The organism is Agarivorans gilvus (assembly GCF_001420915.1).
GTDB classification, from domain to species: Bacteria; Pseudomonadota; Gammaproteobacteria; order Enterobacterales; family Celerinatantimonadaceae; genus Agarivorans; species Agarivorans gilvus.
Genome location: NZ_CP013021.1, coordinates 1,444,043 through 1,469,875, shown reverse-complemented (window position 1 = coordinate 1,469,875; position 25,833 = coordinate 1,444,043). Strand labels below are relative to the sequence as shown.

Below are 25,833 nucleotides of genomic sequence, written 5' to 3'. Positions count from 1 at the left end.
CGAGAGCTTTTTACAAAGCTAATTTGGGGCTGCTATTGTGCTGAAATGGGTTGGAAATATGCTGTAATTGGGTGGGTTTTTAGTGGGTTTTTGATACGCCCACTGTTTACAACTTATTGAATTTGTTGGTAAACAGTGGGTTTGGTATTGGTGGAGCTGGCGGGTTTCGAACCCGCGTCCAAAACCATTCTAACCAATGGCGCTACATGCTTAGTTTGTCTTTATTCTCGTTAATCAGCTGCGGACAAACACGCCACTAATTAACATACCAGAATTCTATTTCGCGGTTCAGCTCTCTAGTCAAAGCTTCCCTCGCTATCTTGTTTGGTTTTGAACTTCTATGAATCCCCGTCTTACAAGCGGAAGCTAGGGTAGAAGTGCTCTAGCAGGTTATTAAGCTGCTAGTGCGTAGTTTTCGTCGTTTGCGACTATTTTTTTGCGGCTTTTTACGTGGCAAACCGCCCCACGACATGCTCCACAAGCCTTCCTGATCCTGTCGAATCCAATTCAGCCCCGGAATTTCGCGCAGTGTAACACAGTTGTTAGGTGTTCACCTAGCATTGTGTTATCGACTGCTGCGAATTTAAACGATGGCCTGAGTTGCCGACGATAAGTGCTCAATGTGGCCTAATTTAATTGAGCCAGTACCGCATTGCGGGTGGTGGAGTTGACCGCAAAGACCTTCATGAGTGATTTTAAGAAGGCTCTATCTCGACACATGGTTTTACCTGGGCTGTCGGAAATTTTGGCGACCGGATGGCCGTTTAGTCGCACCATCTTCATTACCATGTTCATGGGTTGGTTGAGGCCAAGGTCGCCCATCAGCCAGGTTCCAATACCGAAACTGAGGCCAATTCGGCCATTAAAGTGTTGGTAAATGCTAACGGCGCGCTCGAAGTTTAAGCCATCGCTAAATACCAGTGTTTTGTTGCTGGGGTCCACTTGCAGCGCTTCTAGTTTGGTCAAAATCGCTTCGCCCCAGAGGATGGGATCGCCGGAGTCGTGGCGAAAGCCGCTATAGTTGCTTGCCAGTCGGCGGTTTAGATCACGACAAAAGGCATCGATACCAATGATGTCGGTGAGGGCAATACCAAGGTCGTCTTTATATTCTGTTATCCAGTTCTCTAGTGCGGCGCGCTGCGAGTCTGCTAGCTGATAGCCCAGCTGTTGGTGGGTTTGAAACCATTCGTGGGCCATGGTGCCAATACAGGCCAAATTAAACTGTTTTGCTAACAAGGGGTTGGAGGTGCCAACAAAGTGTTCCGGCAGTTGCTGTTGAAGCTGCGCAATAATTTGTTGCTGCGCGGCAAAAGAAAAACGCCTGCGGGTGCCAAAATCGGCGAAGCGGAAGCCACTGAGGTCAACTGTATCGCCCATCCTTTCCAGTGATTTAATTTTACGGTTGGTGGCTTGTTCAATGTGCTCAGGGCTTATCTGCGGGTAGCGATGACGGTTGCGAATTTCCGACAAGGCTGCCATTAGCGGAATTTCAAAGGGGGATACTTGCAGTTGAGGGCCTTTCCCGCTCACTACTAATTGGCCATTTCTTGCTTCAATTGAGAGTAGTTCTGGCTGGTAGCGAAACTGTTTTAACCACTGTAAGTAGTCGTCTGATATAAAGCTAAAGTTTTCCCTTAGGTACTGAAACTCTTGGTCGCTCAGGGTGTGTTCGGCGAAGCTCTCTACCTGAGCTTTTAGTTCTGGAACATAGAGGCTGAGATCTTCTTCGCTGCGGCATTTAAACTCCCACTCGGCTTCGGCCTTGGGCGTTTGGTGCAAATAGGCTTGAGCCATAGTGAGTTTGTAGAAGTCGGTATCGAGTATGCCTTGAATCAGCGGGCGTTCAGACATCATCGGGTCTCTCATTGTTAAGGCTTAATTATTAATGCTTGCTAGCAGTGCTGGCAGTTGGCCTACTTGTTCGCATAGCTGAATGTTGGCTGCGAGCATTTTTGTTTTGGCTGTTTCGCTGGTATCGCTTGCAATGCCACGGCAGGCTTCCAATACTACCACGACTTCGAAGCCGGCGCGTTTAAGCTGTAGGGCGGTGGTTTTTACGCAGTAGTCTAAGGCTAAGCCGCCCAATAATATAATGCCCACGTTTTGGTAATGCAGCCACTCTATTAGCCCGGTTGACACTTGCTCTTGCAAATCGTGATAACAGGCGCCGTAGGGATGCAAATCTGGCTCAATCCCCTTATAAACGCGGTAGTCATAATCTAGCGGAGAGGGAAGCTCGTCGAGTAGCTCAAAGCCTGTGGTTCCGGGCACGGCATGGGCGACCCAAGTGACATCGGCGTTTTCTAAACCCAGCGGCTGCAACATTTGTTCGGGGCAGTTAACTACCCAAGGCGCCTGAGCGGAATGGGCATCTTTTGTCATTACTCGCAGGTCGGCGTAAGCCGCCAGTGCGTTAAGGGCTGGGCCTATTTTTTCTCCCTCGGGTACCGGTAATTCCTTGGGACAAAGTGGGGTGAAGGTTTTCTGGGCATCAACATCGATTGATGCAATTAATCTTGCCTTGGACATTCTGGATCCCTTGGTTGGAAAACGACGCAGTTCCCTTTACAAGGCGTATTTAATCACAAATTTTAAATAGCGACTATGCTCTGGTGATTTGCCCATTTGCTATAAGGGTTTGGGCCAAATGTTTACTGCTCTAGGGTTTAGCCATGTGAGTTTGTGCTCAGGTGATATGCTGGATTAAAGCTTAGTGCTGGCGCTAAACAGAAACATCAAGGCGCGGGTGTTGCGCCTTGTAACTGAGTGCGCGATGGCCTTAGCGTTAACGCAGGTTGTGTTTCATTACCCGCTCTTTAGTGCGCTGCCATTCGCGGTCTTTTATGTCTTCACGCTTGTCTTGGTCTTTTTTACCCTTGGCTAGGCCAATTTCTAATTTTGCCCAAGAACCTTTCCAATACAGCGCGGTGGCGACAATGGTATAACCCTGGCGCTCAACAGCACCGGTTAAGTTATCCAGTTCGCGACGGTTAAGCAGCAACTTACGAATACGGGTTGGGTCGGCCACTACGTGGGTTGAGGCCGAGATAAGTGGTTGAATGTTCAAACCGGAAATAAAGGCTTCGCCGTCGCGTACGTATACGTAGCTCTCTGCGATGTTAACCTTTCCGGTTCGCATGGATTTTACTTCCCAGCCCTGTAGCTCAAGACCCGCTTCAAACTTATCTTCGATGCGGTATTCATGGCGCGCTTTTTTGTTTAGCGCGATGGTATTTGAGCCGGCTTTTTGTTTTGATTTTTTCTTACTCATGGGCGCTATTATACGCATGCAGCGAAGCTTGAAAACTGATATTGTGCGGATCAATAGGGCCTGTTGATCTTTCGAGATGTTTTTTGCAGCATTTTGTAGGATTTTTATACAAGACAGAGGCTTTGAAATGTAGTTATTCTACTTGATAAGCCGATAACGCAGTAGAAAGACCCCACAAACGCTGCCCAAAGGGGTCGGCTAAAAGCGTTTTACTCTTTGTAGAGAGATGTTTTACTTAGAATGCTAGGCGACAAACCTCTCGCCGCGATTAAAACGCTTTTATCTCGAACAAAAATTTACCGCGAGAGGTCAACAGGCCCTAGAGCTAATGGTAAAATGTTGTCAGTTTTGTTAGAAGAGTGGGCTTATGCCGCAAGTAAATCGTAGTGCTTTGGTGATGTACAGTGCCGAGCAAATGTACCAATTGGTGAATGACGTAAAGGCCTACCCAGAGTTTTTACCCGGTTGTGTTAACAGTGAAATTATTCAGCAAGGCCCGTCGAGTATGGTTGCCGAGGTTGGTGTGGCGAAAGCGGGCATTCGCAATAAGTTTGTTACCGAAAATACCCTGAGTGAAAATCAGTCAATTCACATGAATTTGGTTGATGGCCCATTTAAATCGTTATCTGGAGTATGGCAGTTTATCCCCTTAGATGAACAGGCCTGCAAAGTAGCCTTGGATTTGAACTTTGAGTTTAGTAACAAGCTGATTGCTGCGGCTTTTGGTCGAGTGTTTAACGAGCTTGCGGGTAACATGGTGCAAGCCTTTGTAGATAGAGCGAAACAGGTGTATTAGTGGTGGCCGAGAAAATTAAAATAGAAGTGGTTTACGGACTGCCCGACAATCAGGTCTTGTTAGCGCTAGAGGTGGAGCAGGGCTGTGATATTTTAACTGCAATTAAGCAGTCGGGGATAGTGCAGCATTTTCCTGAAATTGACCCAGAAAATGCCACCGTAGGCATTTTTAGCCGCATGGCAAAGCTTGACCAAGAATTACGTGATGGCGATCGCATCGAGATTTACCGCCCCTTAATTGCCGACCCAAAAGAGCTTCGCAAAATAAGAGCAGAGCGGGCTAAAGCCGAGGGACGAGCGAGTAAGGTAACCGGCGGCAGGCCTAAAACTAAAAATACCGCGAGCTAATAGCAAAAAGCCAGATTCGATGATCTGGCTTTTTGTTGCTGAAGTGTCTATTAGCTGTCTTCTAAAGGAACCATAAAGTCTTCACTGACTTGGTAGTCCCCCTCTACTAGGGCTAAGTGGTCATCAACAAACTGAATGATTAGGTTACGCTTCTCAAACTCGCCATCACCGCTTTTGTAACTATATAAGTAGTACCAGCGTTCTTTATCAAAGGCGTCAATCAACATAGGAGTGCCAAGTACATAACGTACTTGTTCTTTGCTCATGTTAATACGCAGTTGCTCAACTTTAGCATCGTCAATGTAGTTACCTTGGGGTATATCAATCTTATATACCAACCAGTTGAAGGCAGAGCAGCCGCTAAGGCCAAGGCTGGCGAGTAGAATTAAAACTTTTGCAGTACAACGCATGTGAATCGAAGCTCCTTGTTAAGGCAAGCATCATAACTAAGCACAGAGCTAAAAAGAAGCGTCGATTACTAAGAAATTAGTCCTCAATCAACAATTCTCGTGCGTTTGCCAGTGCCGATGGGGTAATGGCATCACCGGCCAGCAAGCGTGCTAGCTCGCTGAGTCGTTGCTCACTGCTTAAGTTTTGCATTTGAGTAATGGTTTCATTTTTCTTCTGTTGCTTGCTTACCAACATTTGCTGATGACCATGACCCGCCACTTGCGGTAGGTGGGTAACACACAATACTTGGCATTGTTTACCTAGTTGGCGCAACATGCTGCCCACTACCGCAGCGGTTGGCCCGCTAATACCCACATCCACCTCATCGAAAATCAGGGTAGGAGTTAGAATGCTGGCAGAGCAAATTACTTGAATGGCTAAGCCTATTCGAGACAATTCACCGCCAGAAGCGACTTTTTCGATGGCTTGCATGGCTTGGCCGGGGTTGGTACGCACCAGTAATTCTACTCGGTCTATACCATTGGCATTGGTAAACTGCTGGGCATCGCTTTGTAGGGCAAACTCACATTGTGCCTTAGCCATGCTCAATTTATGAATTTCTTTGGTTATGAGTTTACCCAGCGCTTTAGCTGCTCGTTCGCGGCTTTTCGAGAGTTTTTGCGCTTTTTCTAGGTAATCTTGCCAGGCCTTATCGATGTCTTCACTAAGGTGCTCAAAGCGCTCGCTTTGTTGGCTGAGTTCGTTCAATTGTTGTTGTAGGTTTTGGTGTAACTCGGGCAATTGCTCTGGGCTAGTATGGTGCTTTCTGGCTAGCTCCAAGGCTTGACCAAGGCGAGCTTCTAACTCGGCAAATAATTCTGGGTCAAAATCTAGTTGCTCACTATAGTGGCTAAGCTGCGAAGTGGCCTCTTCAACTTGAATATGCGCGTCATGAATGAGGTTGCTAATAACTTCTAATTTAGGGTCGAGTTCTAGCAAGTGGCTAATGCTTTTACAGGCTTGACCCAGCATGTCGGTAATATTCATTTGCTCGTCTTGCCCGAGCAACTGGCTAAGCTGATAGCTGGTTTGTTGCAGTTCTGTACTATGAGACAGACATTGGTGTTGTTGTTCAATCTCTTGGTATTCACCGTTTTGCAGGGCAAACTCGTCTAATTCTTTAACTTGGTATTCCAATAACTGACGTTGAGCCACTAGCTCATTTTGCTGTTGTTCGGCGAGCTCTTTTTCATTACACAGGCCCTTCCAAGCTTGATAGGCCTGTTTCACCTCTGTGATTAACTGTGGGTGAGCGGCATATTGGTCAACAATGGCCAGTTGTTGGCTGGGTTTGAGTAAGAGTTGGTGAGCATGTTGCCCGTGAATGCTCACTAAGTACTGGCCCAGACTTTTTAGCTGAGCCAGTGGCACGGCCGTGCCATTGATATAGGCCTTAGAGCGACCTTCTTTGGTGACCACACGGCGTAAAATGCACTCTTCGTCACTCAGGAGTTCATTTTGCTTTAACCATAGCTGAGCGTGAGTATTGTCGCTTATGTCAAATTGGGCGGTAATTTCAGTTTTATCGGCACCTTGTCTAACCATGCCTGCTTCGGCTCGATTACCTAAGCATAGGCCTAAGGCATCGATGGCAATCGACTTACCTGCGCCGGTTTCGCCGGTGATGGTGGTCATCCCTGCATGCAGATCTAATTCAAGAAATCGAACAATGGCAAAGTTTTGTACGCTTAATTGAGTGAGCATTTTTCAAACCTGTTCATTTATACAGTAACTGTATAAATATATAGCGACATGAGAATTGGCGCAAGCATCAAGTTTAAAAGTTTCATCTAAAGGCGAACTAAGGCTTGGGGTTTAAAAAATAATCAAAATTAGAGTAAAAAATGTGCATTAGTATTGTGTGCGGTAAATGCCCGGTTTTATTAGTGAATCTTAATGTTCCTTAGGCAAAATACAGACAAAACGTATAGATAAGTTTGAAATTTGGCTGGTTCTTAGAGTCGAGCATTAGGCCTTACGCTTCCCCCTAGCAATAAAAGCTAGGTATGAGGCTTTTCAGCCTTAGGATTTGCTACTAGGATGGAGTTTGTCACATTAGTGTCATCGAATTCGTGCATGTTTATCAAATAGTTGTTGTATATGTGCCGCACTTGTCGGTATACCAATTAACCTAGAATACATGGAAGATATTATGTTGAATAAACGTTTAACACTAAGTGCCTTGCTACTTAGTATGGGCGCAGCACTCAGTGCACAGGCCAGTGCAGAAACTTTACGCTTATTAACTTGGGGTGGCTATGCGCCGCAAGAGGTGATTGAGCTGTTTGAAAAGGAAACCGGCATTGAAGTGAAGGTGACCAAGTCGAATAACGAAGACATGATTTCTAAGCTGCGCGCCACCGGTGGCTCGGGTTTTGATTTGGCTCAGCCTAGCCAAGACCGTATTACTGGCGTTCAGCAACAGTTTGGTATTTACCAAGCCATCGATTTATCCCGTATTGAACAAGACAAGTTTATTACTTCAATGTTGGCAGCCACTAAGAAAAACACCGCGGTGGGAGACAAGGTGTTTGGTGTGCCTCACGTTTGGGGAACCAGCGGCTTGGTAGTGAATACTGACATGGCCAAGGATGTCGCCGACTACACCGATTTATGTCAGAAAAAATATGCCGGTAAGGTGTCTTACCGCTTGAAACGTCCCACCTTGATTGGCTTTGCCTTTGCCTTGGGTGAAGATCCTTTTGCCGCCTATAGTGATGCGGGCAAATACCAAGAGATTTTGAATAAGGTGGAAGCAGCTTTAATCGACTGTAAGCCTTTAGTGAAAACCTATTGGTCTGGCGGCGACGAGTTAATGAACTTGATCCGCTCAAATGAAGTAGTGGCGGCTATGGCATGGGATGCGGGTGGCTGGAAGCTCAATCGCGATCAGCAAAACATTCAATTTGTGGCGCCTAAATCAGGTGCTTTAGGGTGGATTGACACCTTTGCTATTCCTCGAAAATCTAAAGCTGTAGATGCCGCCTATAAGTGGATTAACTTTGTTATGCGCCCTGAAATTGCCGCTAAAATCACCGAAGCTGCCGGCAACTTCACTGCCTCTAAGGGCTCTGACGCCTTTGTAAATGAGCAGGCTAAGACCCAGTTTAATACCAGCTTTAGCAGTGATGATATCGATAATATTAAATGGTATCCCGCCGTTCCTGCAGGCCTAGAAGCCATGGAAGGAAAAGTATTAGACCGCGTGCAAGCGGCACAATAAATCACTTGGGGCCGCCTGGCCCCTCAGCTTTAACTTGGATGTACTATGGCGGATAACGCTAATTTTGATCTTGAGTGTGAACATCTCTCTAAACGTTTTGCTGATTTCACTGCAGTAGACAGCCTTAACTTTGCTGTAGAAGCAGGGTCTTTTTTCTCTATTTTAGGCCCCTCGGGCTGCGGCAAAACGACGCTATTAAGAATGTTGGCTGGCTTTGAGTCACCCAGTGAAGGGGAAATTCGTATTCACCAGAAGCGGGTGAATGAGCTAGCGCCAAACAAACGCCCGGTGAATATGGTGTTTCAGCATCTGGCTTTGTTTCCCAATATGAATGTGGCCGAAAACATTGCTTATGGCCTGAAACGCCGCGGCGTTAAGGCGGCTGAGCGAAGCCGAAAAATTACCGATGTATTAGAACGCGTAGGCTTAAATGGCAGCCAGCAAAAGCAAATTTCTCAGTTATCTGGCGGACAAAAGCAACGCATTGCAATAGCTCGTAGCTTAGTGTTAGAACCGCGCCTATTGCTATTAGATGAACCCTTAGGAGCCTTAGATTTAAAGCTTCGCGAAAAAATGAAGGTTGAGTTAAAACACCTACAGCGAGAATTTGGCACCACTTTTATTTACATCACTCATGACCAATCAGAAGCCTTGGTTATGTCGGATAAAGTGGCGGTGATGAATCATGGTAAGTTTGAGCAATTAGCCAGCCCCCAAGAGCTGTATTATCAGCCCAAAAGTGCTTTTGTGGCCAAGTTTGTTGGCCAAACCAATAGTTTAAAAGCCTTGGTGTTTGAGCAGAAAAAAGACATCGCGTTACTTAAAACCGCCCGTGGGCGACACTTAATTGTTGCCACTCCTCATGCCTATAGCGTGAATGCGCGGGTGAGTGTATTTATTCGCCCCGAAGCGATTGGCATTGCCGAGGCGGGGCAAGATGTGCAAGCCGATAATCAGTTTGATGTACAAGTGGAAGAGTGTTTGTTTGATGGCGCAAGCTCGACACTGGTGGTGCGCGATATTCACCACCATGATTTATACAAAGTGGCCCCCGGCGCCGACTTCTCCTTACAGCATGTAGTAGTGGGTAGCCAACTGCGTATTTATTGGAATGCCAAACAGGCGATTTGTATTGCTGCCGAGGTGGCGAGTGAAAGCTAAAACGCTAGGGTTTTATCTGTTGTTATTGCCCTTTGTGCTGTGGTTTGTACTGCTGATTGTACTGCCGCATTTGCAGATGGTAGAGCTGTCGTTTATTAAACGTGATTACATGGCGGGCGACAGTCATGGTTGGTATCAGTATCAGCAGTTTTTTTCAGAGCCCTTGTATTGGCGCACCTTATTAAGAACGGTTTGGATGTCTTTATTGGCCACTTTAATTACCTTGTTGGTCAGTTTCCCGGTGGCTTTTTATATCGCCAAGGTCGCCAAGGGTAAAACCAAGCGTTTGTTATTGCTGAGTTGCTTACTGCCATTTTGGGTGAGTGAGTTAGTACGCACTTACGGTTGGATGATTCTGTTGCGAGAGTCGGGAGTGATTAGCCAAGGCCTAATGGCGCTGGGCTTAAGCGAGCAACCCATCGAGTTTTTATATAATGATGTAAGCATGTTAGTGGGGCTGGTTTATACCTCGATGTTATTCATGGTGGTGCCCTTGGTGAGTACCCTTGAAGGCTTGGATCAAAGCTTAATCGAAGCGGGTTATGATTTGGGCGGCAACGGCTGGAATGTTACGCGCTCTATCGTGGTGCCTTATGCCATGCCGGGCATTGTCTCTGGCTGTATCATGGTGTTTATGTTGTGTCTGGGCAATTATTTAACCCCGCGTTTACTGGGCGGCAAAGACAGTTTGTGGTTTACCGAGCAAATTTTTACCCAATTTATTACCCGATTTAATTGGGAACTCGGCGCGGCCTTTGGTGTGATATTGCTGTTGGTTTCGTCATTGGTGGTGGCTTTGGGTTTAAAACTCAGCGGTCAATCGTTTAGCCGAACGTTAGGGAGGTAATGGTTTATGTTGCACCAATTACGTGGTCCTGCGAAGTCGGCTTATGTGAGTTACATGCTGTTGTTTCTGTTGTTCTTAGCTTTGCCCTTAACCGTGGTGGCGGTATTTGCCTTTAACGACAGCGTGTTTGCTGCTCTGCCTTGGCAGCGCTTTACCTTAGACTGGTTTATTGGTCAGGAGGAACCCAAGTTAGGGATTTTTTATGACCAAGGTTTGTTATCCAGTATTGGCGTGAGCGCGATGATAGCCTGTTTAGTGACGCTGTTTTCGCTGTTACTCGCTACGGCCAATGCTTGGCTGTTTGTGCGTTTTGATTTTCCTGGGAAAAACTGGTTATACATTGGTTTGTTATTGCCCTTGGTGATTCCCGGGGTAATTCTTGGTGTGGCTATTTTGGTGGCCAGTAGCGGCTTGGCCAATAGCTTAGAGAACACCATTGGCTGGGATCTACAGTGGTTGAGACCGGGTTTTGTATTGGTGGTACTGGGGCAGGTGGCCTTTATTACCACTATTGCGACCTTGGTGGTGATTGCTCGCTTGCGTAAGTTTGATTTCAGCCTAGAAGAAGCCGCACTCAATCTCGGCGCTAGCCCATGGGTGGCTTTTGTTACGGTGGTCTTACCGTTTCTATCACCCGCTTTAATTGGTGCTGCGGTGGTGAGTTTTTTAATGTCCTTTGAAAACTTTAATACCACCTTGATGTTGGTGGGCTCCGATGCCCCCTTAACCATTGCCATGTATGACCGACTACGCGAAGGGTCTACCCCAGTGTTAAATGCGGTATCGTTGTTACTGATGCTCGGTTCTGGCGTAGTGGCTCTGCTATCGATGTTACTCAACAGCGACGAAAAACCTTCAAGTTAGCTATTACTGGGTTCCCACGGTATTTACCGTTTTATGTGACTTGCTGAGTCCGCCAGCCAAGCGATGAACTATTTTTTATAGTAAGCGTTTGGCTGGTTTTTCGTGGTCGCTATTGCTTGCTTGGCATGATATAAGGCCGATATTTTTCAATGGGAGTTGCCAGTGAAACACGCTCAGCACCAGTCTAAAGGCTTTGTATTGTTATTAGCCGGCATGATGTCTTTAGTCGCCTTGTCAGTTGATGCCATGTTGCCAGCCTTAGTGGTGATTGCCGAAGATTTCTCTCTAAGTAATCAGGCTTATGCGCAATGGACCATTACTTCTTTATTCATTGGTTTGTCGTTTGGCCAGCTAATTTATGGCCCTTTATCCGATGCTTTTGGCCGCAAACGTCCCATTTATTTAGGCTATAGCCTGTTTATACTAGGCAGTATACTGTGTGTATTGGCGGACTCTTTTGCTTGGCTCCTTGCCGGGCGAGTATTGCAAGGAATAGGCGCAGCAGCACCACGAATTATCACCACTGCACTGGTGCGGGATAAGTTAAAGGGGGCGGAAATGGCCAGTGTTATGTCGGTGGTATTTTCGATTTTTATTGTGGTGCCGATTGTAGCGCCAGCCTTGGGCCAAGTGGTCTTAAACCTGGCCGGCTGGCGTTGGATTTTTGGTGTGTTGTTAGCGATGGCGCTGGTGACGGGGATTTGCTTCTGCTTGTTTCAAGAAGAGACGCTGGCAGTAGAAAAGCGCCGCGCCTTGAGCATCGCTAATATGCTAGCGGGCCTAAAGCTGTTGTTTGCCGAGCGCACAGCATTGGTATACACCTTGGTGTCGGGCTTAGTATTTGGCGGCTTTATGGGGTATTTAAACAGCGCTCCCTTGTTATTTATTCAGTTATACCAACAGGGGGATAACTTCGCTCTATTATTTGCCTTATCGGCTATGTCGATAGGTTTAGCGTCGGTGGTTAATGGGCGCATCGTATTACGAATGGGCATGCGGCGGATGATTCTATGGGCGCTGTGGAGCTTGGTTTGGTTAAGCTCGCTATTTTGCCTATTGTTAGTGAAGACTCAGGGCGTGCCGAGTCTGTTTTGGCTAATGACTTATTTGATCCCGGCTTTTTTCTGTATTGGTTTACTGTTTGGTAATCTTAACTCCTTGGCGATGGAGCCGCTGGGCGCAATCGCGGGGTTAGGCTCGGCCTTTGTGGCGTGTATTTCTACCTTGGTGGGGATCCCAATTGGTAGTGCAATTGGCCTCAGCTTTAATAATACCGTTTACCCTTTAAACTTGGGCTTTTTGTTTATGGCGGTGACGGCTTTGTTGCTAATTAAGCTGTTTGATCGGCCCGTCGCTAAGGCTTAGTGGGGCCGTGCGTTGTGGATAGGTGAGAGTTGTCGTTAAATCTCTAGGGCGAGGTGGGTGAATAAATCATGCAACTCGGCTTGCTCGTCAAATTTTATTCCAAGCGCGAGATGCTGGTGGCCGTCGCGACTTTGACTTTTTATACTGCCTTCTATCACCGTATCATTTTCTGGCTGACTGGGTATGCGGATGTAGATAAAAACCTTATCTAATAAACACTTACCATAGCTCTCCGGCCATTTGACTTTGAAGCGGCAACCCCCCGCAGATAAATCTACAATTACTCCGTCGAAGCTTAAATCATTTTCGATTTGCTGGTCGTGCACCGATGAACGGTGGGTTAACATGGCAGGGATGCGGGTGCTGGCGCGTTGTTGCTTACGCAAACTAAAGCGTTCTATTTCACTGGGATATTTAACAAACAGCAGATGCTTAGGCGACTTGATGATGTCGGTAATATTGCTGCGAAAAGCGATACACTGTCCGGCTTCGCCTTCAATAATTGAACGTACGATACAGGCCATGCCTTCTTGCAATACATCGTTATGGCCGTGCTGGGCGTAGCGGGGAACAGCAAAGATTAAAAAATTTGCATCGTCTAAGCCTACCAGTTTGCATTTGATCCTAACGTTACTGCCTTTGATGAACTGTACATCTAGTACATCGCCAAAGCGAAGTTGCTGCATGATGCTAATCACTTCCTGACGCTGCTTAACCAGCGGGCTTACTGCTGTTGCCAAGATAACACTCCCTTGTTATTACATAGCTAAATTAAAACAACCGGCTGCCCCAGCCTAACTTAGTTCGTAAAATTTTAAAATAGTCGTAGTTTTTAGGGTGAACCAAGCGTAAGGGGTGGGCCTGTTTACGAATAATAACTTCATCGCCCGGCAATACCGGTAACGACACATGGCTGTCGCAGCTAACGTGCATGTGTTCACTATTTTCATGAGACAGTTTCAGCTTAATTTCGCTGTTGCTGTCTACTACGATGGGCCGAGAGCTTAGGGTATGGGGAAACATTGGCACTAAGGCTATCGCGTCTAAATTGGGGGTAAGGATCGGGCCGCCAGCAGATAACGAATAGGCGGTGGAGCCGGTGGGCGTGGTAACAATAATGCCATCGGCGCGTTGGCTAAGCATGAAGTGGTTATTGATGTAGACTTCAAATTCCAACATGGTGGCGACTTTTTCTAAGTGCAATACCACCTCATTCACCGCACTGTTGAGACTTTTTACCGAGTTATGACGAAGTACTTTGGCTTCTAATAAGCAGCGTTTCTCTGTGATGTATTCACCATCTAATACTGCTTTTAGCGGATGCTCGAAATTATAGGGATCAAGATCGGTTAAAAAGCCTAGGTTGCCTCGGTTCACTCCTAGAACCGCTACGTTATAGCGAGATAGAACCCGTGCCGCGCCTAGCATATTACCGTCGCCGCCCACCACAATGGCTAGATCGGCTTGTTCACCCAGTTCGTTAATGGTGACTAGCTTGGGACTGTCGATGTTTAATTCTTGCCCAGTTCGCTCTTCGACCAAAACTGTATAAGACTGCTCTGCCAACCAATGATAGAGAGCCGTGAGGGTATTGTTGGCTCCCTCGTGATGGGGTTTGCCGATTAAACCGATAGTATTGAAGGCTTGAGTCATAACTTGTTGATTTAACATTGTGTTGTCGTTGATTATAACGCGTGCGCTAACAACTCAGCCAGTTTTATCGTGACTATCACTTGAAAGCCTCTGTTTGATCCCCATAATAGGCTTCAGATTTAGTTTTTTTAAAGTATTACGGAGACCCTGCATGAGCAGTGAGCAAAATAAACCACAGCCTGAAGAAGTTGTAGAAACCGAAGTAGAGCAGCCAGTGGAAGAGCATGCCGAAGAGTTGCAGAGCGAACAGTCCAGCGAGCAAGCGCAGGCTAATGACGAGGGTGGTGAAGAAATTTCAGTTGCTGAGTTATTAGAGCGTTTAGCTAAGGCTGAGCAAACCGTTGAAGAGCAGAAAGACAGTGTTATTCGAGCCAAGGCCGAAGTGGAAAACATTCGTCGCCGCTCAGCTCAAGAAGTGGAAAAAGCACGTAAATTTGCTTTAGAAAAGTTTGCCAATGAGCTGCTTCCTGTGATTGATAACATGGAAATGGCCCTGCAGCATGCCAACCGCGAAGATGACGCCTTGGCGTCTATGATTGAAGGCGTTGAGTTAACCCTTAAAACTTTGATTGATGCCGTTAAGAAGTTTGGCATTGAAGTGGTTGACCCACAAGACCATGCTTTTGACCCTGAAAAACATCAAGCGATGGGCATGCAAGAAGTAGAAGGCGTTGCCGCCAATACCGTAGTGGCCGTGCTACAAAAAGGCTATGAACTAAATGGCCGTTTATTACGCCCTGCGATGGTGATGATTTCAAAAGCGGCTTCGGTTGATACCAAGGCCTAATCGCTAATTAACTGAGTTTAAAAAGCTAGCGCCAAGAGCTTTGTCGCTAGCTTTTTTTTGCCTGAGATATACTGGCATCGCTAGTTAACTGTTTAGTCCGGCCTGAACGGTTGAGCTCACTGATTGGCTGGCACCTGAAAGTAACTGGCTTGACCCTGTGGGTATTCGCTGAGATCAACTTTCACATCTTGATAATATAGAGTTATCGCTGCTACATCTCCCACTGATATAGCGAACGGGGCTTGCCCCTGCCAGCGTAGCGATTGATTAGCTTCCATCTTGGCGTCATACAAGGTACGCCGGTCTGCGTCGACCACTCTTAGCCTAACAGTATCAAAGCTGGTTATGGCTAGCGACGCGCTTTGGTAGAGTGCTCGCGGATAATCGCTAGGGTACCAATAGTCCCATGGATCCTGTAGCCACCATATGGGGGGCGGTATAATAATCGTTCCGGGAGGTCTTGGACTCGGTTCCACTGGTGGCACCGGCGAGGGCTCTATCGGCAATTCCGGCGTTGGCTCGGTTGGTTCTATTGGTAACTCAGGCTGTGGTTCGGTTGGTTCAATGGGCAGTTCTGGCTCGGCTGGCCATTCCTCCTCGAAGCTATCTATATCGACATCCTCAAAATCCATGTCCGACATTTCCGCATACAGAGAAAAGCTAAGACATAATATTAACCAGCACAACTTTGAACGCATATCTACCTCGTTAGGTGGTGTTTGCTCCAATTCTAGCGCAGAACTGATGGTGAGAAGACTCAAGCTAGTTGTCTAACTTTAACCCGATTACTGGCTTTGAGCTAAAAACTTTGACCAGTTTGCTATTCCTATGCCATGGTTAAGTAAATAACAATTGTTCGCATTGCTTCAGCTTGAGTGATCACGCCAAATGGAACAGCTAGAGATCTTCGATATTCCCAATCCTTGCCGCGGTATTTGTCAGACCAATAGCCGTGGCTTGTGTTTGGGCTGTTTTCGTACCCGCAAAGAACGCTTTGAGTGGCAGCACTTAACGCTGGCTGAGCAGCAAAATGTTTTACGTTTAATGAAGCAGCGTAAAGGGCGCTTATTAAGGGAGCTTCGCCGACAGCAATTAGACGCAAGCCGCGCGCAGAACCTATCCCAACAAAACGAACTGCCTTTCTAATAAGCACTTAAAAGCTGGTAGTTAGCGAGGCTATCGGGCAATATAGCCGCACAGGGAATGATGTGGTAACAGTAAATCGAGGTGTCAATGAATGGTGTAGATCTCCTGCTCAATAATAATCGTATTTGGGCAAAGAAAATGAAGGAGAAAAACCCCACGTTTTTTTCTGATCTGTGTGAGCAGCAGTCTCCAGAGTTTATGTGGATTGGTTGTAGTGATAGTCGAGTTCCCGCTAACCAGCTAGCGAGTTTGCCTCCCGGCGAAGTATTTGTGCATCGGAATATTGCTAACGTAGTGGTTCATACCGATCTTAATTGTCTTTCTGTTATTCAATATGCGGTGGATGTGTTGAAGGTGAAACACATCATTGTAACCGGCCACTATGGCTGTGGTGGAGTGGTGGCCGCCATGAAAGATGAACAACATGGTTTGATCGACAACTGGTTACGTCATATCAAAGATGTGTACCGCTATTACCAACAAGAATTGGATGCCATCGAAAACTTTGAAGAGCGTGTTAATCGCTTATGTGAGTTGAATGTGGTAGAGCAGGTTAAAAATGTGGCAGAAACCACGGTTGTGCAAAATGCCTGGAGCCGCGGTCAGCCACTGGCGGTGCATGGTTGTGTTTATTCTTTGCAGGATGGCATATTAAATGACTTAAATATTAGCCGTATGGGCTTAGATGATTAGTCATTAAAACATTGAAGATATAAAAAAACGCGGCAGTTAGCCGCGTTTTTTATAGCTGCAGTGAGTTCAACGTTTAAGCTTGTTGTGCCTTTGCGCTTACGCTGGCTGCGTCAGTTTCTTCGTGAGGAAGATGAACTTCTTCTTCTGATAAACCTGCTAGCGGGTTGTTATAGGTCTCGATATTAAGATCGCCCTCTGATTTAGCCACCGCTACAGTTACCATGCTATCACCGGTAATGTTAACCGCGGTGCGCACCATGTCTAGCAGACGGTCTACACCAATAATTAAGGCTATGCCTTCTACTGGTAAACCTACTTGCTGTAATACCATCGCAAGAGTAATTAAGCCCACACCTGGCACTCCTGCTGTACCTACCGAGGCAAGGGTGGCGGTGACGATAACCATTAAGAAATTACCGGCGGTGAGGTCGATACCGTAAACCGTGGCAATAAAGATAGTGGCCACACCCTGCATGATAGAGGTGCCATCCATGTTAATGGTTGCCCCTAAAGGAATGGTGAATGATGCGGTTGAGTTGCGCACACCTAGCTTGTGGGTGGCGGTCTCCATCGTTACCGGAATGGTAGCGTTAGACGAGGCAGTACTAAAGGCAAATACAATGGCTTCACGCATTTTCTTTATAAACAACATTGGGCTAAGGCCGGTGAGCACTTTTAATAGTGAAGGGTAGATAATTAAAGAGTGCAGTAGTAGTACGACCAATACCACCATGAAATAGCTTAATAAGCTGGCAATAGCGCCAAAGCCAATGCCGAAGAAAAGTTTAGCTAATAAGGCAAATACACCGTAAGGCGCTAGGTTCATTAAGATGGTAACCAGCTTCATGATAACCACATTGAAATCTTCAAATAATTTCGATATGCGCTTGCCGGGTTCACCAGAGATAGCGATAGCAATACCAAATAGCAACGCAAATACAATGATTTGCAGCATATTACCTTGGGCCATAGACGCGATAGGGTTGTCTGGGAACATGTTGATCACAACCTGGCTTAGGCTTGGTGCTTCCTTAGCAACAAAACTGGTTTCGCTGCTTAGTTCCATGCCGGTACCTGGGCGAACCAATAAAGCCACCGCCATGGCTAGAGAAATGGCAATCGCGGTAGTGGCTAGGTAAAGTAAAACGGTTTTACCGCCTAAGCGACCTAAGCGTGCGGTATCTTTCATTGAAGATACGCCGCAAACTAAAGAGACAAACACCAGTGGTACCACGAGCATTTTAAGGCTGGCAACAAAGATTGAACCGACGATGTTTAAGGCGCCATCAACCAAATAATCTTTAACCAGAACCGATTCAGCAAAAAAACTTTGTAGCAATACACCCAAGCCTATACCGGCTACCATGCCAATAATAATTCTATGTGTGAGGCTTAGTTTTGGATCGTTTTTCATTATCCTTCTCTCTATTCTAATGGAGATTTTATGTCTCCATATAACTTAAAGTTCAGCGGATAGTACCATAAGTTATAGGTAAAATCATTTATGGCACTATTTTGGGTGTTTTTGTTGGTTTTTTGAACTATCGGTATTCCCGGCGGGGGATTTAAAAGAGCGAGGCGTGAAGCCAGGGGAAATTATTTTTAATAAGTTTTTTTAGTGTTTTCCCTTGAAAAGAAATTTGCTGCCCCCACTTAGATTTCAACAACAGAATATTAGTTAAAACCAGAATTTGGAGAACACCATCATGGGTAGAATTATTGGTATCGACTTAGGAACCACTAACTCTTGTGTTGCAATATTAGACGGCGACACCCCTAAAGTTATTGAGAACGCAGAAGGCGATCGCACAACCCCATCTATCATTGCTTTTACTGAAGATGGCGAAACCTTAGTGGGTCAACCTGCAAAGCGCCAAGCGGTAACTAACCCTAAAAATACTTTATTTGCGATTAAGCGTTTAATCGGTCGTCGTTTTACTGATGACGAAGTTCAACGTGACATCGAAATTATGCCTTTCAGCATCGTTAATGCTGATAACGGTGATGCTTGGGTTGAAGTAAAAGGTGACAAAAAAGCGCCACCTCAAATTTCAGCTGAAGTATTGAAAAAAATGAAAAAGACTGCCGAGGACTATCTTGGTGAGAAAGTGACTGAAGCGGTTATTACCGTTCCTGCTTACTTTAACGATTCGCAACGTCAAGCCACTAAAGATGCTGGCCGTATCGCTGGTCTAGAAGTAAAACGTATTATCAACGAGCCTACCGCTGCAGCCTTCGCTTACGGTGTTAACAATACCAAGGGTGACAATGTAGTAGCAGTATACGACTTAGGTGGTGGTACTTTCGATATCTCAATCATTGAAATCGATGAAGTTGATGGCGAAAAAACCTTCGAAGTATTGGCAACCAACGGTGATACTCACTTAGGTGGTGAAGACTTCGATAACCGCTTAATTAACTACTTAGTTGAGCAGTTCAAGAAAGACCAAGGTTTTGACCTTAAAACTGATCCACTAGCGATGCAGCGTCTAAAAGAAGCCGCTGAAAAAGCTAAGTGTGAGCTATCTTCAGCACAACAAACAGATGTAAACCTACCTTACATCACTGCTGATGCAAGTGGTCCTAAACACCTAAACATTAAAGTGACTCGTGCTAAGTTAGAGTCTTTGGTTGAAGATTTAGTACAACGTTCTTTAGAGCCGCTACGCATTGCACTGCAAGATGCTGACCTATCTGTAGGCGACATCAACGATGTGATTCTAGTGGGTGGCCAAACTCGTATGCCTTTAGTACAAAGTGCCGTAACTGAGTTCTTCGGTAAAGAGCCTCGTAAAGACGTTAACCCTGATGAAGCAGTAGCCATGGGAGCTGCAATTCAAGGTGCGGTATTGTCTGGCGATAAAACTGACGTATTGCTACTAGACGTAACTCCACTGTCTCTTGGTATTGAAACCATGGGTGGGGTAATGACTCGCGTTGTTGAGAAAAACACCACCATCCCAACTAAGGGTTCACAGGTATTCTCAACCGCTGAAGATAATCAAAGCGCGGTAACCGTTCATGTAATTCAAGGTGAGCGTAAGCGTGCTGCTGATAACAAATCTTTGGGTCAATTTAACCTAGAAGGTATTCGTCCTGCACAGCGCGGCGTGCCACAAATTGAAGTGACCTTCGATTTGGATGCTGATGGTATCTTACACGTATCTGCCAAAGATAAAGACACCGGTAAAGAGCAAAAAATTACCATTCAAGCTTCTTCTGGTTTGTCTGATGATGAAATCAACAAGATGGTAAACGACGCTGAAGCTCACGCTGAAGATGATAAGAAATTTGAAGAGTTAGTTCAGGCACGTAACCAAGCTGATGCTTTAGTTCACGGTACTCGTAAGCAAATTACCGAAGCTGGCGATGCACTTTCTGAAGAAGATAAAGAGAAAATCGAAGCGGCTGTAACTGAATTAGAAACGGCCAGCAAAGGCGAAGATAAAGCGGAAATTGAAGCGAAAACTCAAGCCCTTATCGAAGCTTCTCAAAAACTAATGGAAGTGGCTCAGCAAAAAGCCCAAGCCGAAGCGGGTGCCGCTGATGCCGAGCAAGCTGCTGGTGCTCAAGACGACGTAGTTGACGCCGAGTTTGAAGAAGTGAAAGACGACAAAAAGTAAACCTTGTCGACAACACTTAATAAAGTAAAAGAACGGGCGTTGTCTTAAAGCAACGCCCGTGTGTCTATTAACGCCAATACTTTCAGCTAGTTTAGTTGTGAGAATGTAGAACCCCATTATGTCAAAACGCGATTATTATGAAGTTCTTGGCCTCGCCAAAGATGCCAGTGAACGAGATATTAAAAAAGCCTACAAACGTTTGGCGATGAAATTTCACCCAGACCGCACCAAGGGTGATAAAGCTTCTGAAGAGAAATTTAAAGAAGTTAAAGAAGCCTATGAAGTGCTCAGTAATCCGCACAAGAAAGAATCCTATGACCATTACGGTCATGCTGGGGTTGATCCTAACCGTGGCGCAGGTGGCTTTGGTGGCGGACATGCTGACTTCGGTGATGCGTTTGGTGACATCTTCGGTGACATTTTCGGTGGTGGTCGTGCTGGTGGCGGTCGTCGCCAACCGCAGCGTGGCTCAGACTTGCGCTACAACCTAGAGCTAACTTTAGAGCAAGCGGTTAAAGGCATTAAGAAAGAAATTCGCGTACCTACACTGGTTCATTGTGAGCAATGTAATGGTAGTGGCGCTAAGAAGGGCTCAACGCCAAAAACTTGTGGCACCTGTCATGGTCAAGGCCAAGTACAGATGCGCCAAGGCTTCTTTGCTGTGCAGCAAGCTTGTCCTACCTGTAAGGGTAAGGGGACTATCATTTCAGACCCTTGTCATAAATGTCATGGTGAAGGTCGTTACGAACGTGCTAAAACTTTATCGGTTAGCATTCCTGCCGGGGTTGATACCGGTGACCGGGTTCGTTTATCTGGTGAAGGCGAAGCCGGTGAAAGTGGCGCTCCTGCCGGTGACTTGTATGTGCAAGTTCATGTTAAAGAGCACCCGATCTTCAAGCGTGAAGAAAGCAACCTTTATTGCGAAGTGCCAATTAGCTTTACCTTGGCTGCCTTGGGCGGTGAGATTGAAGTGCCCACCCTTGATGGCCGCGTCAATCTAAAAGTACCTAGCGAAACCCAAACCGGTCGCATGTTTAGAATGCGTGGTAAAGGGGTGAAGTCGGTACGCGGTGGCCCTGTGGGTGACTTGATCTGCAAAGTGATTGTGGAAACGCCAGTTAAGTTGAATGAGAAACAAAAACAACTGCTTAAAGACTTTGAAGAAAGTTGTGGTGGTTCAGCTGGCAGCAAGCACAAGCCGAAAGCCGAAGGTTTCTTCGATGGAGTGAAAAAGTTTTTTGACGACCTAACCAGTTAATCAAAACTTACATAGTTTAAAAAGCGGCATTGGCCGCTTTTTTTATGTCTAAATAGTGATTAGGGCCGATCTTGTTTTAGTATGTCAGTCAACATCGTATTACAACCAATAAGGGCAATTGATGATTAGCCTCGTTTTAGGCGGAATTCGCAGTGGTAAAAGCCGCTGGGCAGAACAACAGTTTGCTGACCTTACAGAGCCTAAGCCGGTTTATATTGCTACAGCCTTGGCTAGCGATCAGGAAATGGCGCAGCGGATTGCTCATCATCAACAGACTCGGCAGTCGCGTTTTGAGACTCATGAGTTTGACTTTGAAAATGAAAACTTAGGCGAAGTATTAGAGTGCTATGCGGGGCAGGGGCGGCGCATTTTATTAGAATGTATGTCAACGTGGCTGGGCTGGTGGTTGTGTCGTTCTACTTCGCCAGAGCAACAAGTTACCGATATACAACAGCAAAGCACAGCCTTGCTGGAGTGCCTAGAGCGCTTAGATAGTGAAATAGTTATTGTGAGCAATGAGGTAGGGCTGGGCTTAGTATCCGATAACGCCATGGCACGTTTGTTTGCAGATGAACTGGGGCGTTTGAATCAAGCCTTGGCAGCAAAAGCCGATAGAGTGGTTTTTATTAGCGCCGGATTACCATTAATATTAAAGGAGCCGTAATCGTAAACGGTTGCCAAGAAACGGATTATCACCATGAATAAACTAGGTAAAACTCTACTCCTTGCGGGCTCATTAGCCGTATTACTTAGCTGTTCGGCTTCTCCAACTGGACGCAAACGGGTATTGCTCTATGATGATGCAAAAATGAGCGCATTGGGCGCCCAATCTTTTGAAGAAATCAAACAACAAGAAAAGATTTATAGTGACCAAGCGACTAATGACTATGTGGCCTGTGTTGCCAATGCGGTGACCGCCGAAATTCCCGGCCATTATGGTGAAGCAGACTGGGAAGTGGTGGTGTTTGACTCAGAACAAGTGAACGCCTTCGCCTTACCTGGTGCGCATATTGGTGTGTATACGGGTTTGATTAAAGTGGCTGAAACACCCGACCAGCTAGCAACGGTGATCGGCCATGAAATTTCCCATGTCTTGGCAGAACACAGTAACGAGCGACTATCGCAAAATCAAATTGCAGGTATTGGTACTACGGTGGCGGCAATAGCCATTGGGGTTAGCGATAACATAGAGCACAAAGGCTTAGCCATGGCTGCACTAGGTTTAGGGGTTCAGTATGGTGTACTGCTACCTTACGGACGTACCCAAGAAAGTGAAGCCGATCTAATGGGGCTGGACTTAATGGCCAGTGCCGGTTTCGACCCAAAAGCGAGTGTTAGCCTGTGGCAAAATATGGCCAAAGCCGGCGGCGGTTCGGTACCAGAGTTTTTGTCTACTCACCCTTCTAACCAAACTCGAATCAGTGACTTGGAACAGCGAATGGCACGAGCTACCCAATTGCAAAAACAAGCCATTGCTCAGGGTAAATCGCCGCAGTGCCTGCGCCCAGCCAGTTTTAATGACTAAGGTGTCTATTCGTTTGGCTAATGCTGGTGATGCGCTCGCGATATGTCGCGTGCAGCGCTTAAGCTGGCAGCATTTACACAGTGATTCATTAACTGTACATATGTTGGAAGCCTTGCCGGTTGCTGAGCATTTTCTGGCTTGGCAACAGCGGCTTGACAGCGCCGCTTATCAAACCTGGGTTGTCGAACAAGCGGAATTGATGGGATTTATCTGCCTGCAACAACAAGCGCAATGCCAAGAACTCAGTGCCCTATATCTGTTACCAGAGTGGATTGGCCAAGGCTTCGGCAAAGCTTTATTAAAACATGCTTGTGAGCAAACCAAGGCGCAGCACTTATATTGCTGGGTAATGCAAGATAACCAGCACGCTCAAGGTTTCTATCGCCATTTGGGCTTTGATTTTACTGGTGAGCAACAGCAGCTCTATTTTGCCGGGCAAGCTTATTCACAAAAAAAAGCCCATTTAACGCTTCGTCAAGGGCATTTTTGATCGCTTTATGTTAACCTTTTAGCTTCATTTATTGATTAGATTTAAGAGTTCAAATGAGCGATAAATATCAAGGCGCAGCAGCGCAGGCGAGTTACGGTTACGGTCTTCAAATTGGTGAACAAATTGAACGTGCCGCATTCGACGGACTAGAAGTTAATGCCATGCTTGATGGCATTCGTGATGTTATGCAAGGCGAGCAACCGCAACTAGATGAAGCGGTTATCGGTGCAGCATTTCAAGAAATCACTAAGCAAATCGAAGCTAAAAAAGCAGAGCAGCATAAAGAAGCCATGGCTGAAGGCGAGAACTTCTTGGCTGAAAATGCTAAGCGCCCTGAGATCAACAAAACTGAGACTGGCCTACAGTACGAAGTATTGGTTGAAGGTGACGGTGAAAGCCCTAGCGCAACCAGCAAGGTACAAGTTCACTATGAAGGTACTTTGATTTCTGGTGAAGTATTCGACAGCTCTGTACAACGTGGTCAACCTGCCGAATTCCCTGTAAATGGTGTAATTAAAGGTTGGACAGAAGCACTACAGCGCATGAAAGTGGGTGACAAGTGGAAGCTTTACGTACCTCATGAGCTAGCCTATGGTTCACAAGGTGCTGGTGCGGCCATCCCTCCTTTTGCGGCTCTAGTATTTGAAGTTGAGTTGCTAGCTGTATTAGCTTAGACATCAACTGTCAGAAAAAACCGGCGAAAATCGCCGGTTTTTTTATGCGCCAAGTTTGTGCGCTTTTGTTCTAAGTTAGTGAATTTATTAAAAAAATACGAATACTCCTTTAGAGGTAAAGATTTTTATAAGTTAATGATTTGTAGTGTTAAAAAAATGTGATCTGGATCTTGGCACGACCTTGGCAACCCTGAGTGTGTAGCAACATTTTGGTTCTACCTCGATTGGTAGTTTTGCAGTAGCAGGAGCAAGGAATGCACAAATTTAGCCCTAAGCGTTTTAGTCACATCATTAAAGCCAGCATCAGCGCTGCCTTAATCAGTAGTAGTGTGGTGGCTTATAGTCACGCCGAAATAGGCGAGCCGGAAAAAGAAGATCTTAAGTTTGGCTTTATTAAATTAACCGATATGGCACCTTTGGCGATCGCCTATGAAAAGGGCTATTTCGAAGACGAAGGATTGTACGTTCAGTTAGAGGCTCAAGCCAACTGGAAGGTGCTGCTTGACCGCGTTATCACCGGTGAATTAGATGGTGCCCACATGCTAGCAGGGCAACCGCTAGGTGCCACTATTGGTTTTGGTACTAAGGCTGACATTATTACTGCCTTTAGTATGGATTTAAACGGTAATGCGATTACCGTGTCTAATGACATTTGGGCGCAAATGAAGCCCCACGTTCCGCATGAAGATGGCAAGCCTGTTCACCCGATTAAGGCCGATGCGCTTAAGCCAGTTGTTGATAGCTATATTAAACAGGGCAAGCCCTTCAACATGGGAATGGTGTTCCCAGTCTCGACTCACAATTATGAACTGCGTTACTGGCTGGCTGCCGGTGGCATTCATCCTGGCTACTATGCGCCACACAAGGGTGATACCTCAGGAAAAATTGATGCCCAAGCGCTACTTTCGGTCACTCCACCACCACAAATGCCATCCACCATGGAAGCGGGCACCATTTACGGCTATTGCGTAGGTGAACCTTGGAACCAACAAGCGGTATTTAAAGGTATTGGCGTACCGGTAGTAACCGATTACGAAATTTGGAAAGACAATCCAGAGAAAGTATTTGGTGTAAGCAAAGCTTGGGCCGATGAATACCCAAATACCCATATTCGAGTGGTTAAGGCGATGATCCGTGCTGCCAAGTGGTTGGACGATGAGAACAATAAGAATCGCCCCGAAGCGGTTAAAATCTTGTCAAAAAGCCAATATGTTGGGGCCGACTACGAGGTTATTGCTAACAGCATGACGGGAACCTTTGAATATGAAAAAGGTGATAAGCGAGAGGTGCCGGATTTCAACGTATTCTTTCGTTATAACGCGACTTACCCCTACTACAGTGACGCTATTTGGTACTTAACCCAAATGCGCCGCTGGGGACAAATTTCTGATAGCAAGCCCGACTCGTGGTACATGGATATCGCTAAGAAGGTGTATCGCCCAGATATCTATGCGCTAGCCGCTAAAGAGTTAATTGCAGAAGGTGTCATTGAGGCCAGTGCGTTTCCAGACTTTGCCACTGAAACCGGCTTCAAGCCACCGCAAAAGCATTTCATTGACAACATTGTTTACGATGGAACACAGCCCAATGCTTATTTAGATAAATTTGCCATTGGCCTAAAACAAGACGACACCCTTTAAGTTATCGGTTAAGTGAGCGC

26 protein-coding genes and 1 other RNA gene are annotated in these 25,833 nt (G+C 46.2%); 17 read left to right on the top strand and 10 right to left on the bottom strand.

Going from position 1 to position 25,833, the window contains the following annotated elements; all coding sequences use genetic code 11:
* Positions 1-148 precede the first annotated feature (148 nt).
* The 4 genes from ssrA to smpB form a co-directional block, all read right to left on the bottom strand.
* Positions 149-515, bottom strand: a transfer-messenger RNA (tmRNA) gene (gene ssrA / locus AR383_RS21225).
* 112 nt (positions 516-627) lie between these two features.
* A complete protein-coding gene (pncB, locus tag AR383_RS06905; protein WP_198150214.1) occupies positions 628-1,854 on the bottom strand; it encodes a nicotinate phosphoribosyltransferase in 1,227 nt (408 codons plus the stop codon).
* A 21-nt stretch (positions 1,855-1,875) separates the two neighbouring features.
* Entirely contained in the window at positions 1,876-2,529 is a 654-nt protein-coding gene (locus AR383_RS06900) for a nicotinamidase (RefSeq protein WP_055732471.1), read from the bottom strand.
* A 256-nt stretch (positions 2,530-2,785) separates the two neighbouring features.
* A complete protein-coding gene (smpB, locus tag AR383_RS06895) occupies positions 2,786-3,271 on the bottom strand; it encodes an SsrA-binding protein SmpB (protein ID WP_055734973.1) in 486 nt (161 codons plus the stop codon).
* Positions 3,272-3,638: 367 nt separating this feature from the next.
* Between smpB and AR383_RS06890 the strand changes: the two genes are divergently transcribed.
* Both AR383_RS06890 and AR383_RS06885 read left to right on the top strand, forming a co-directional pair.
* Positions 3,639-4,067 carry an SRPBCC family protein gene (locus AR383_RS06890; protein ID WP_055732470.1) on the top strand — a complete coding sequence of 143 codons (429 nt, stop codon included), beginning with the start codon at positions 3,639-3,641 and terminating at the stop codon, positions 4,065-4,067.
* A 2-nt stretch (positions 4,068-4,069) separates the two neighbouring features.
* Positions 4,070-4,414: an RnfH family protein gene (locus tag AR383_RS06885; RefSeq protein WP_083481744.1), complete on the top strand. Its 345-nt coding sequence runs from the start codon at positions 4,070-4,072 to the stop codon at positions 4,412-4,414.
* Between the two features lie 50 nt (positions 4,415-4,464).
* Here the strand turns inward: AR383_RS06885 and AR383_RS06880 are convergent, their stop codons facing one another.
* Positions 4,465-4,824, bottom strand: coding sequence for an outer membrane protein assembly factor BamE (locus AR383_RS06880; RefSeq protein WP_055732468.1), 360 nt, complete (start codon positions 4,822-4,824; stop codon positions 4,465-4,467).
* Positions 4,825-4,900: 76 nt separating this feature from the next.
* A complete protein-coding gene (recN, locus tag AR383_RS06875; RefSeq protein WP_055732467.1) occupies positions 4,901-6,568 on the bottom strand; it encodes a DNA repair protein RecN in 1,668 nt (555 codons plus the stop codon).
* 448 nt (positions 6,569-7,016) lie between these two features.
* Here recN and AR383_RS06870 point away from each other — a divergent pair, with 448 nt between their 5' ends.
* The 5 genes from AR383_RS06870 to AR383_RS06850 all read left to right on the top strand — a co-directional run bounded on the left by AR383_RS06870 (position 7,017) and on the right by AR383_RS06850 (position 12,324).
* Positions 7,017-8,087: an extracellular solute-binding protein gene (locus tag AR383_RS06870; RefSeq protein WP_055732466.1), complete on the top strand. Its 1,071-nt coding sequence runs from the start codon at positions 7,017-7,019 to the stop codon at positions 8,085-8,087.
* 45 nt (positions 8,088-8,132) lie between these two features.
* Positions 8,133-9,248 (top strand): ABC transporter ATP-binding protein, encoded by a 1,116-nt coding sequence (locus AR383_RS06865; protein ID WP_055732465.1) that lies wholly within the window; start codon positions 8,133-8,135, stop codon positions 9,246-9,248.
* Positions 9,238-10,095, top strand: coding sequence for an ABC transporter permease (locus tag AR383_RS06860; protein ID WP_055732464.1), 858 nt, complete (start codon positions 9,238-9,240; stop codon positions 10,093-10,095). The genes AR383_RS06865 and AR383_RS06860 overlap by 11 nt, the downstream gene beginning before the upstream one ends.
* 6 nt (positions 10,096-10,101) lie before the next feature.
* Positions 10,102-10,959 (top strand): ABC transporter permease, encoded by an 858-nt coding sequence (locus AR383_RS06855; RefSeq protein WP_055732463.1) that lies wholly within the window; start codon positions 10,102-10,104, stop codon positions 10,957-10,959.
* 162 nt (positions 10,960-11,121) lie between these two features.
* Positions 11,122-12,324 carry a multidrug effflux MFS transporter gene (locus AR383_RS06850; protein WP_055732462.1) on the top strand — a complete coding sequence of 401 codons (1,203 nt, stop codon included), beginning with the start codon at positions 11,122-11,124 and terminating at the stop codon, positions 12,322-12,324.
* Positions 12,325-12,359: 35 nt separating this feature from the next.
* Here AR383_RS06850 and AR383_RS06845 read toward each other — a convergent pair whose 3' ends face one another.
* Together AR383_RS06845 and nadK are read right to left on the bottom strand one after the other, a co-directional pair.
* Positions 12,360-13,064 carry a flagellar brake protein gene (locus tag AR383_RS06845; RefSeq protein ID WP_055732461.1) on the bottom strand — a complete coding sequence of 235 codons (705 nt, stop codon included), beginning with the start codon at positions 13,062-13,064 and terminating at the stop codon, positions 12,360-12,362.
* Positions 13,065-13,095: 31 nt separating this feature from the next.
* A complete protein-coding gene (gene nadK / locus AR383_RS06840) occupies positions 13,096-13,977 on the bottom strand; it encodes an NAD(+) kinase (RefSeq protein ID WP_055734972.1) in 882 nt (293 codons plus the stop codon).
* A 151-nt stretch (positions 13,978-14,128) separates the two neighbouring features.
* Here nadK and grpE point away from each other — a divergent pair, with 151 nt between their 5' ends.
* Positions 14,129-14,764 carry a nucleotide exchange factor GrpE gene (gene grpE / locus AR383_RS06835; protein ID WP_055732460.1) on the top strand — a complete coding sequence of 212 codons (636 nt, stop codon included), beginning with the start codon at positions 14,129-14,131 and terminating at the stop codon, positions 14,762-14,764.
* 116 nt (positions 14,765-14,880) lie between these two features.
* Here grpE and AR383_RS22500 read toward each other — a convergent pair whose 3' ends face one another.
* Complete coding sequence (locus AR383_RS22500) at positions 14,881-15,462, bottom strand: DUF4115 domain-containing protein (protein ID WP_157051660.1); 582 nt, start codon at positions 15,460-15,462, stop codon at positions 14,881-14,883.
* A 190-nt stretch (positions 15,463-15,652) separates the two neighbouring features.
* Between AR383_RS22500 and AR383_RS06825 the strand changes: the two genes are divergently transcribed.
* Positions 15,653-15,910 (top strand): DUF1289 domain-containing protein, encoded by a 258-nt coding sequence (locus AR383_RS06825; protein WP_055732458.1) that lies wholly within the window; start codon positions 15,653-15,655, stop codon positions 15,908-15,910.
* A gap of 87 nt (positions 15,911-15,997) precedes the next feature.
* Complete coding sequence (gene can / locus AR383_RS06820) at positions 15,998-16,603, top strand: carbonate dehydratase (RefSeq protein WP_055732457.1); 606 nt, start codon at positions 15,998-16,000, stop codon at positions 16,601-16,603.
* Between the two features lie 73 nt (positions 16,604-16,676).
* Here the strand turns inward: can and AR383_RS06815 are convergent, their stop codons facing one another.
* The gene (locus AR383_RS06815; protein ID WP_055732456.1) at positions 16,677-18,017 is read right to left on the bottom strand and encodes a dicarboxylate/amino acid:cation symporter; all 1,341 of its coding nucleotides are present in this window, start codon (positions 18,015-18,017) and stop codon (positions 16,677-16,679) included.
* A gap of 292 nt (positions 18,018-18,309) precedes the next feature.
* Here AR383_RS06815 and dnaK point away from each other — a divergent pair, with 292 nt between their 5' ends.
* The 7 genes from dnaK to AR383_RS06780 all read left to right on the top strand — a co-directional run bounded on the left by dnaK (position 18,310) and on the right by AR383_RS06780 (position 25,813).
* Positions 18,310-20,226, top strand: a complete 1,917-nt coding sequence (gene dnaK, locus AR383_RS06810; protein WP_055732455.1) for a molecular chaperone DnaK — start codon at positions 18,310-18,312, stop codon at positions 20,224-20,226.
* A 118-nt stretch (positions 20,227-20,344) separates the two neighbouring features.
* Entirely contained in the window at positions 20,345-21,484 is a 1,140-nt protein-coding gene (dnaJ, locus tag AR383_RS06805) for a molecular chaperone DnaJ (RefSeq protein WP_055732454.1), read from the top strand.
* Between the two features lie 121 nt (positions 21,485-21,605).
* Positions 21,606-22,148: a bifunctional adenosylcobinamide kinase/adenosylcobinamide-phosphate guanylyltransferase gene (gene cobU / locus AR383_RS06800; protein WP_055732453.1), complete on the top strand. Its 543-nt coding sequence runs from the start codon at positions 21,606-21,608 to the stop codon at positions 22,146-22,148.
* 33 nt (positions 22,149-22,181) lie between these two features.
* Complete coding sequence (locus AR383_RS06795; protein WP_055732452.1) at positions 22,182-23,009, top strand: M48 family metallopeptidase; 828 nt, start codon at positions 22,182-22,184, stop codon at positions 23,007-23,009.
* Positions 23,002-23,499 carry a GNAT family N-acetyltransferase gene (locus AR383_RS06790; protein WP_055732451.1) on the top strand — a complete coding sequence of 166 codons (498 nt, stop codon included), beginning with the start codon at positions 23,002-23,004 and terminating at the stop codon, positions 23,497-23,499. Before AR383_RS06795 ends, AR383_RS06790 begins: the two co-directional genes overlap by 8 nt.
* 53 nt (positions 23,500-23,552) lie before the next feature.
* Entirely contained in the window at positions 23,553-24,173 is a 621-nt protein-coding gene (locus AR383_RS06785; protein ID WP_055732450.1) for an FKBP-type peptidyl-prolyl cis-trans isomerase, read from the top strand.
* 254 nt (positions 24,174-24,427) lie between these two features.
* Positions 24,428-25,813 (top strand): CmpA/NrtA family ABC transporter substrate-binding protein, encoded by a 1,386-nt coding sequence (locus AR383_RS06780; RefSeq protein WP_055732449.1) that lies wholly within the window; start codon positions 24,428-24,430, stop codon positions 25,811-25,813.
* The last annotated feature ends 20 nt before the right edge of the window (positions 25,814-25,833 follow it).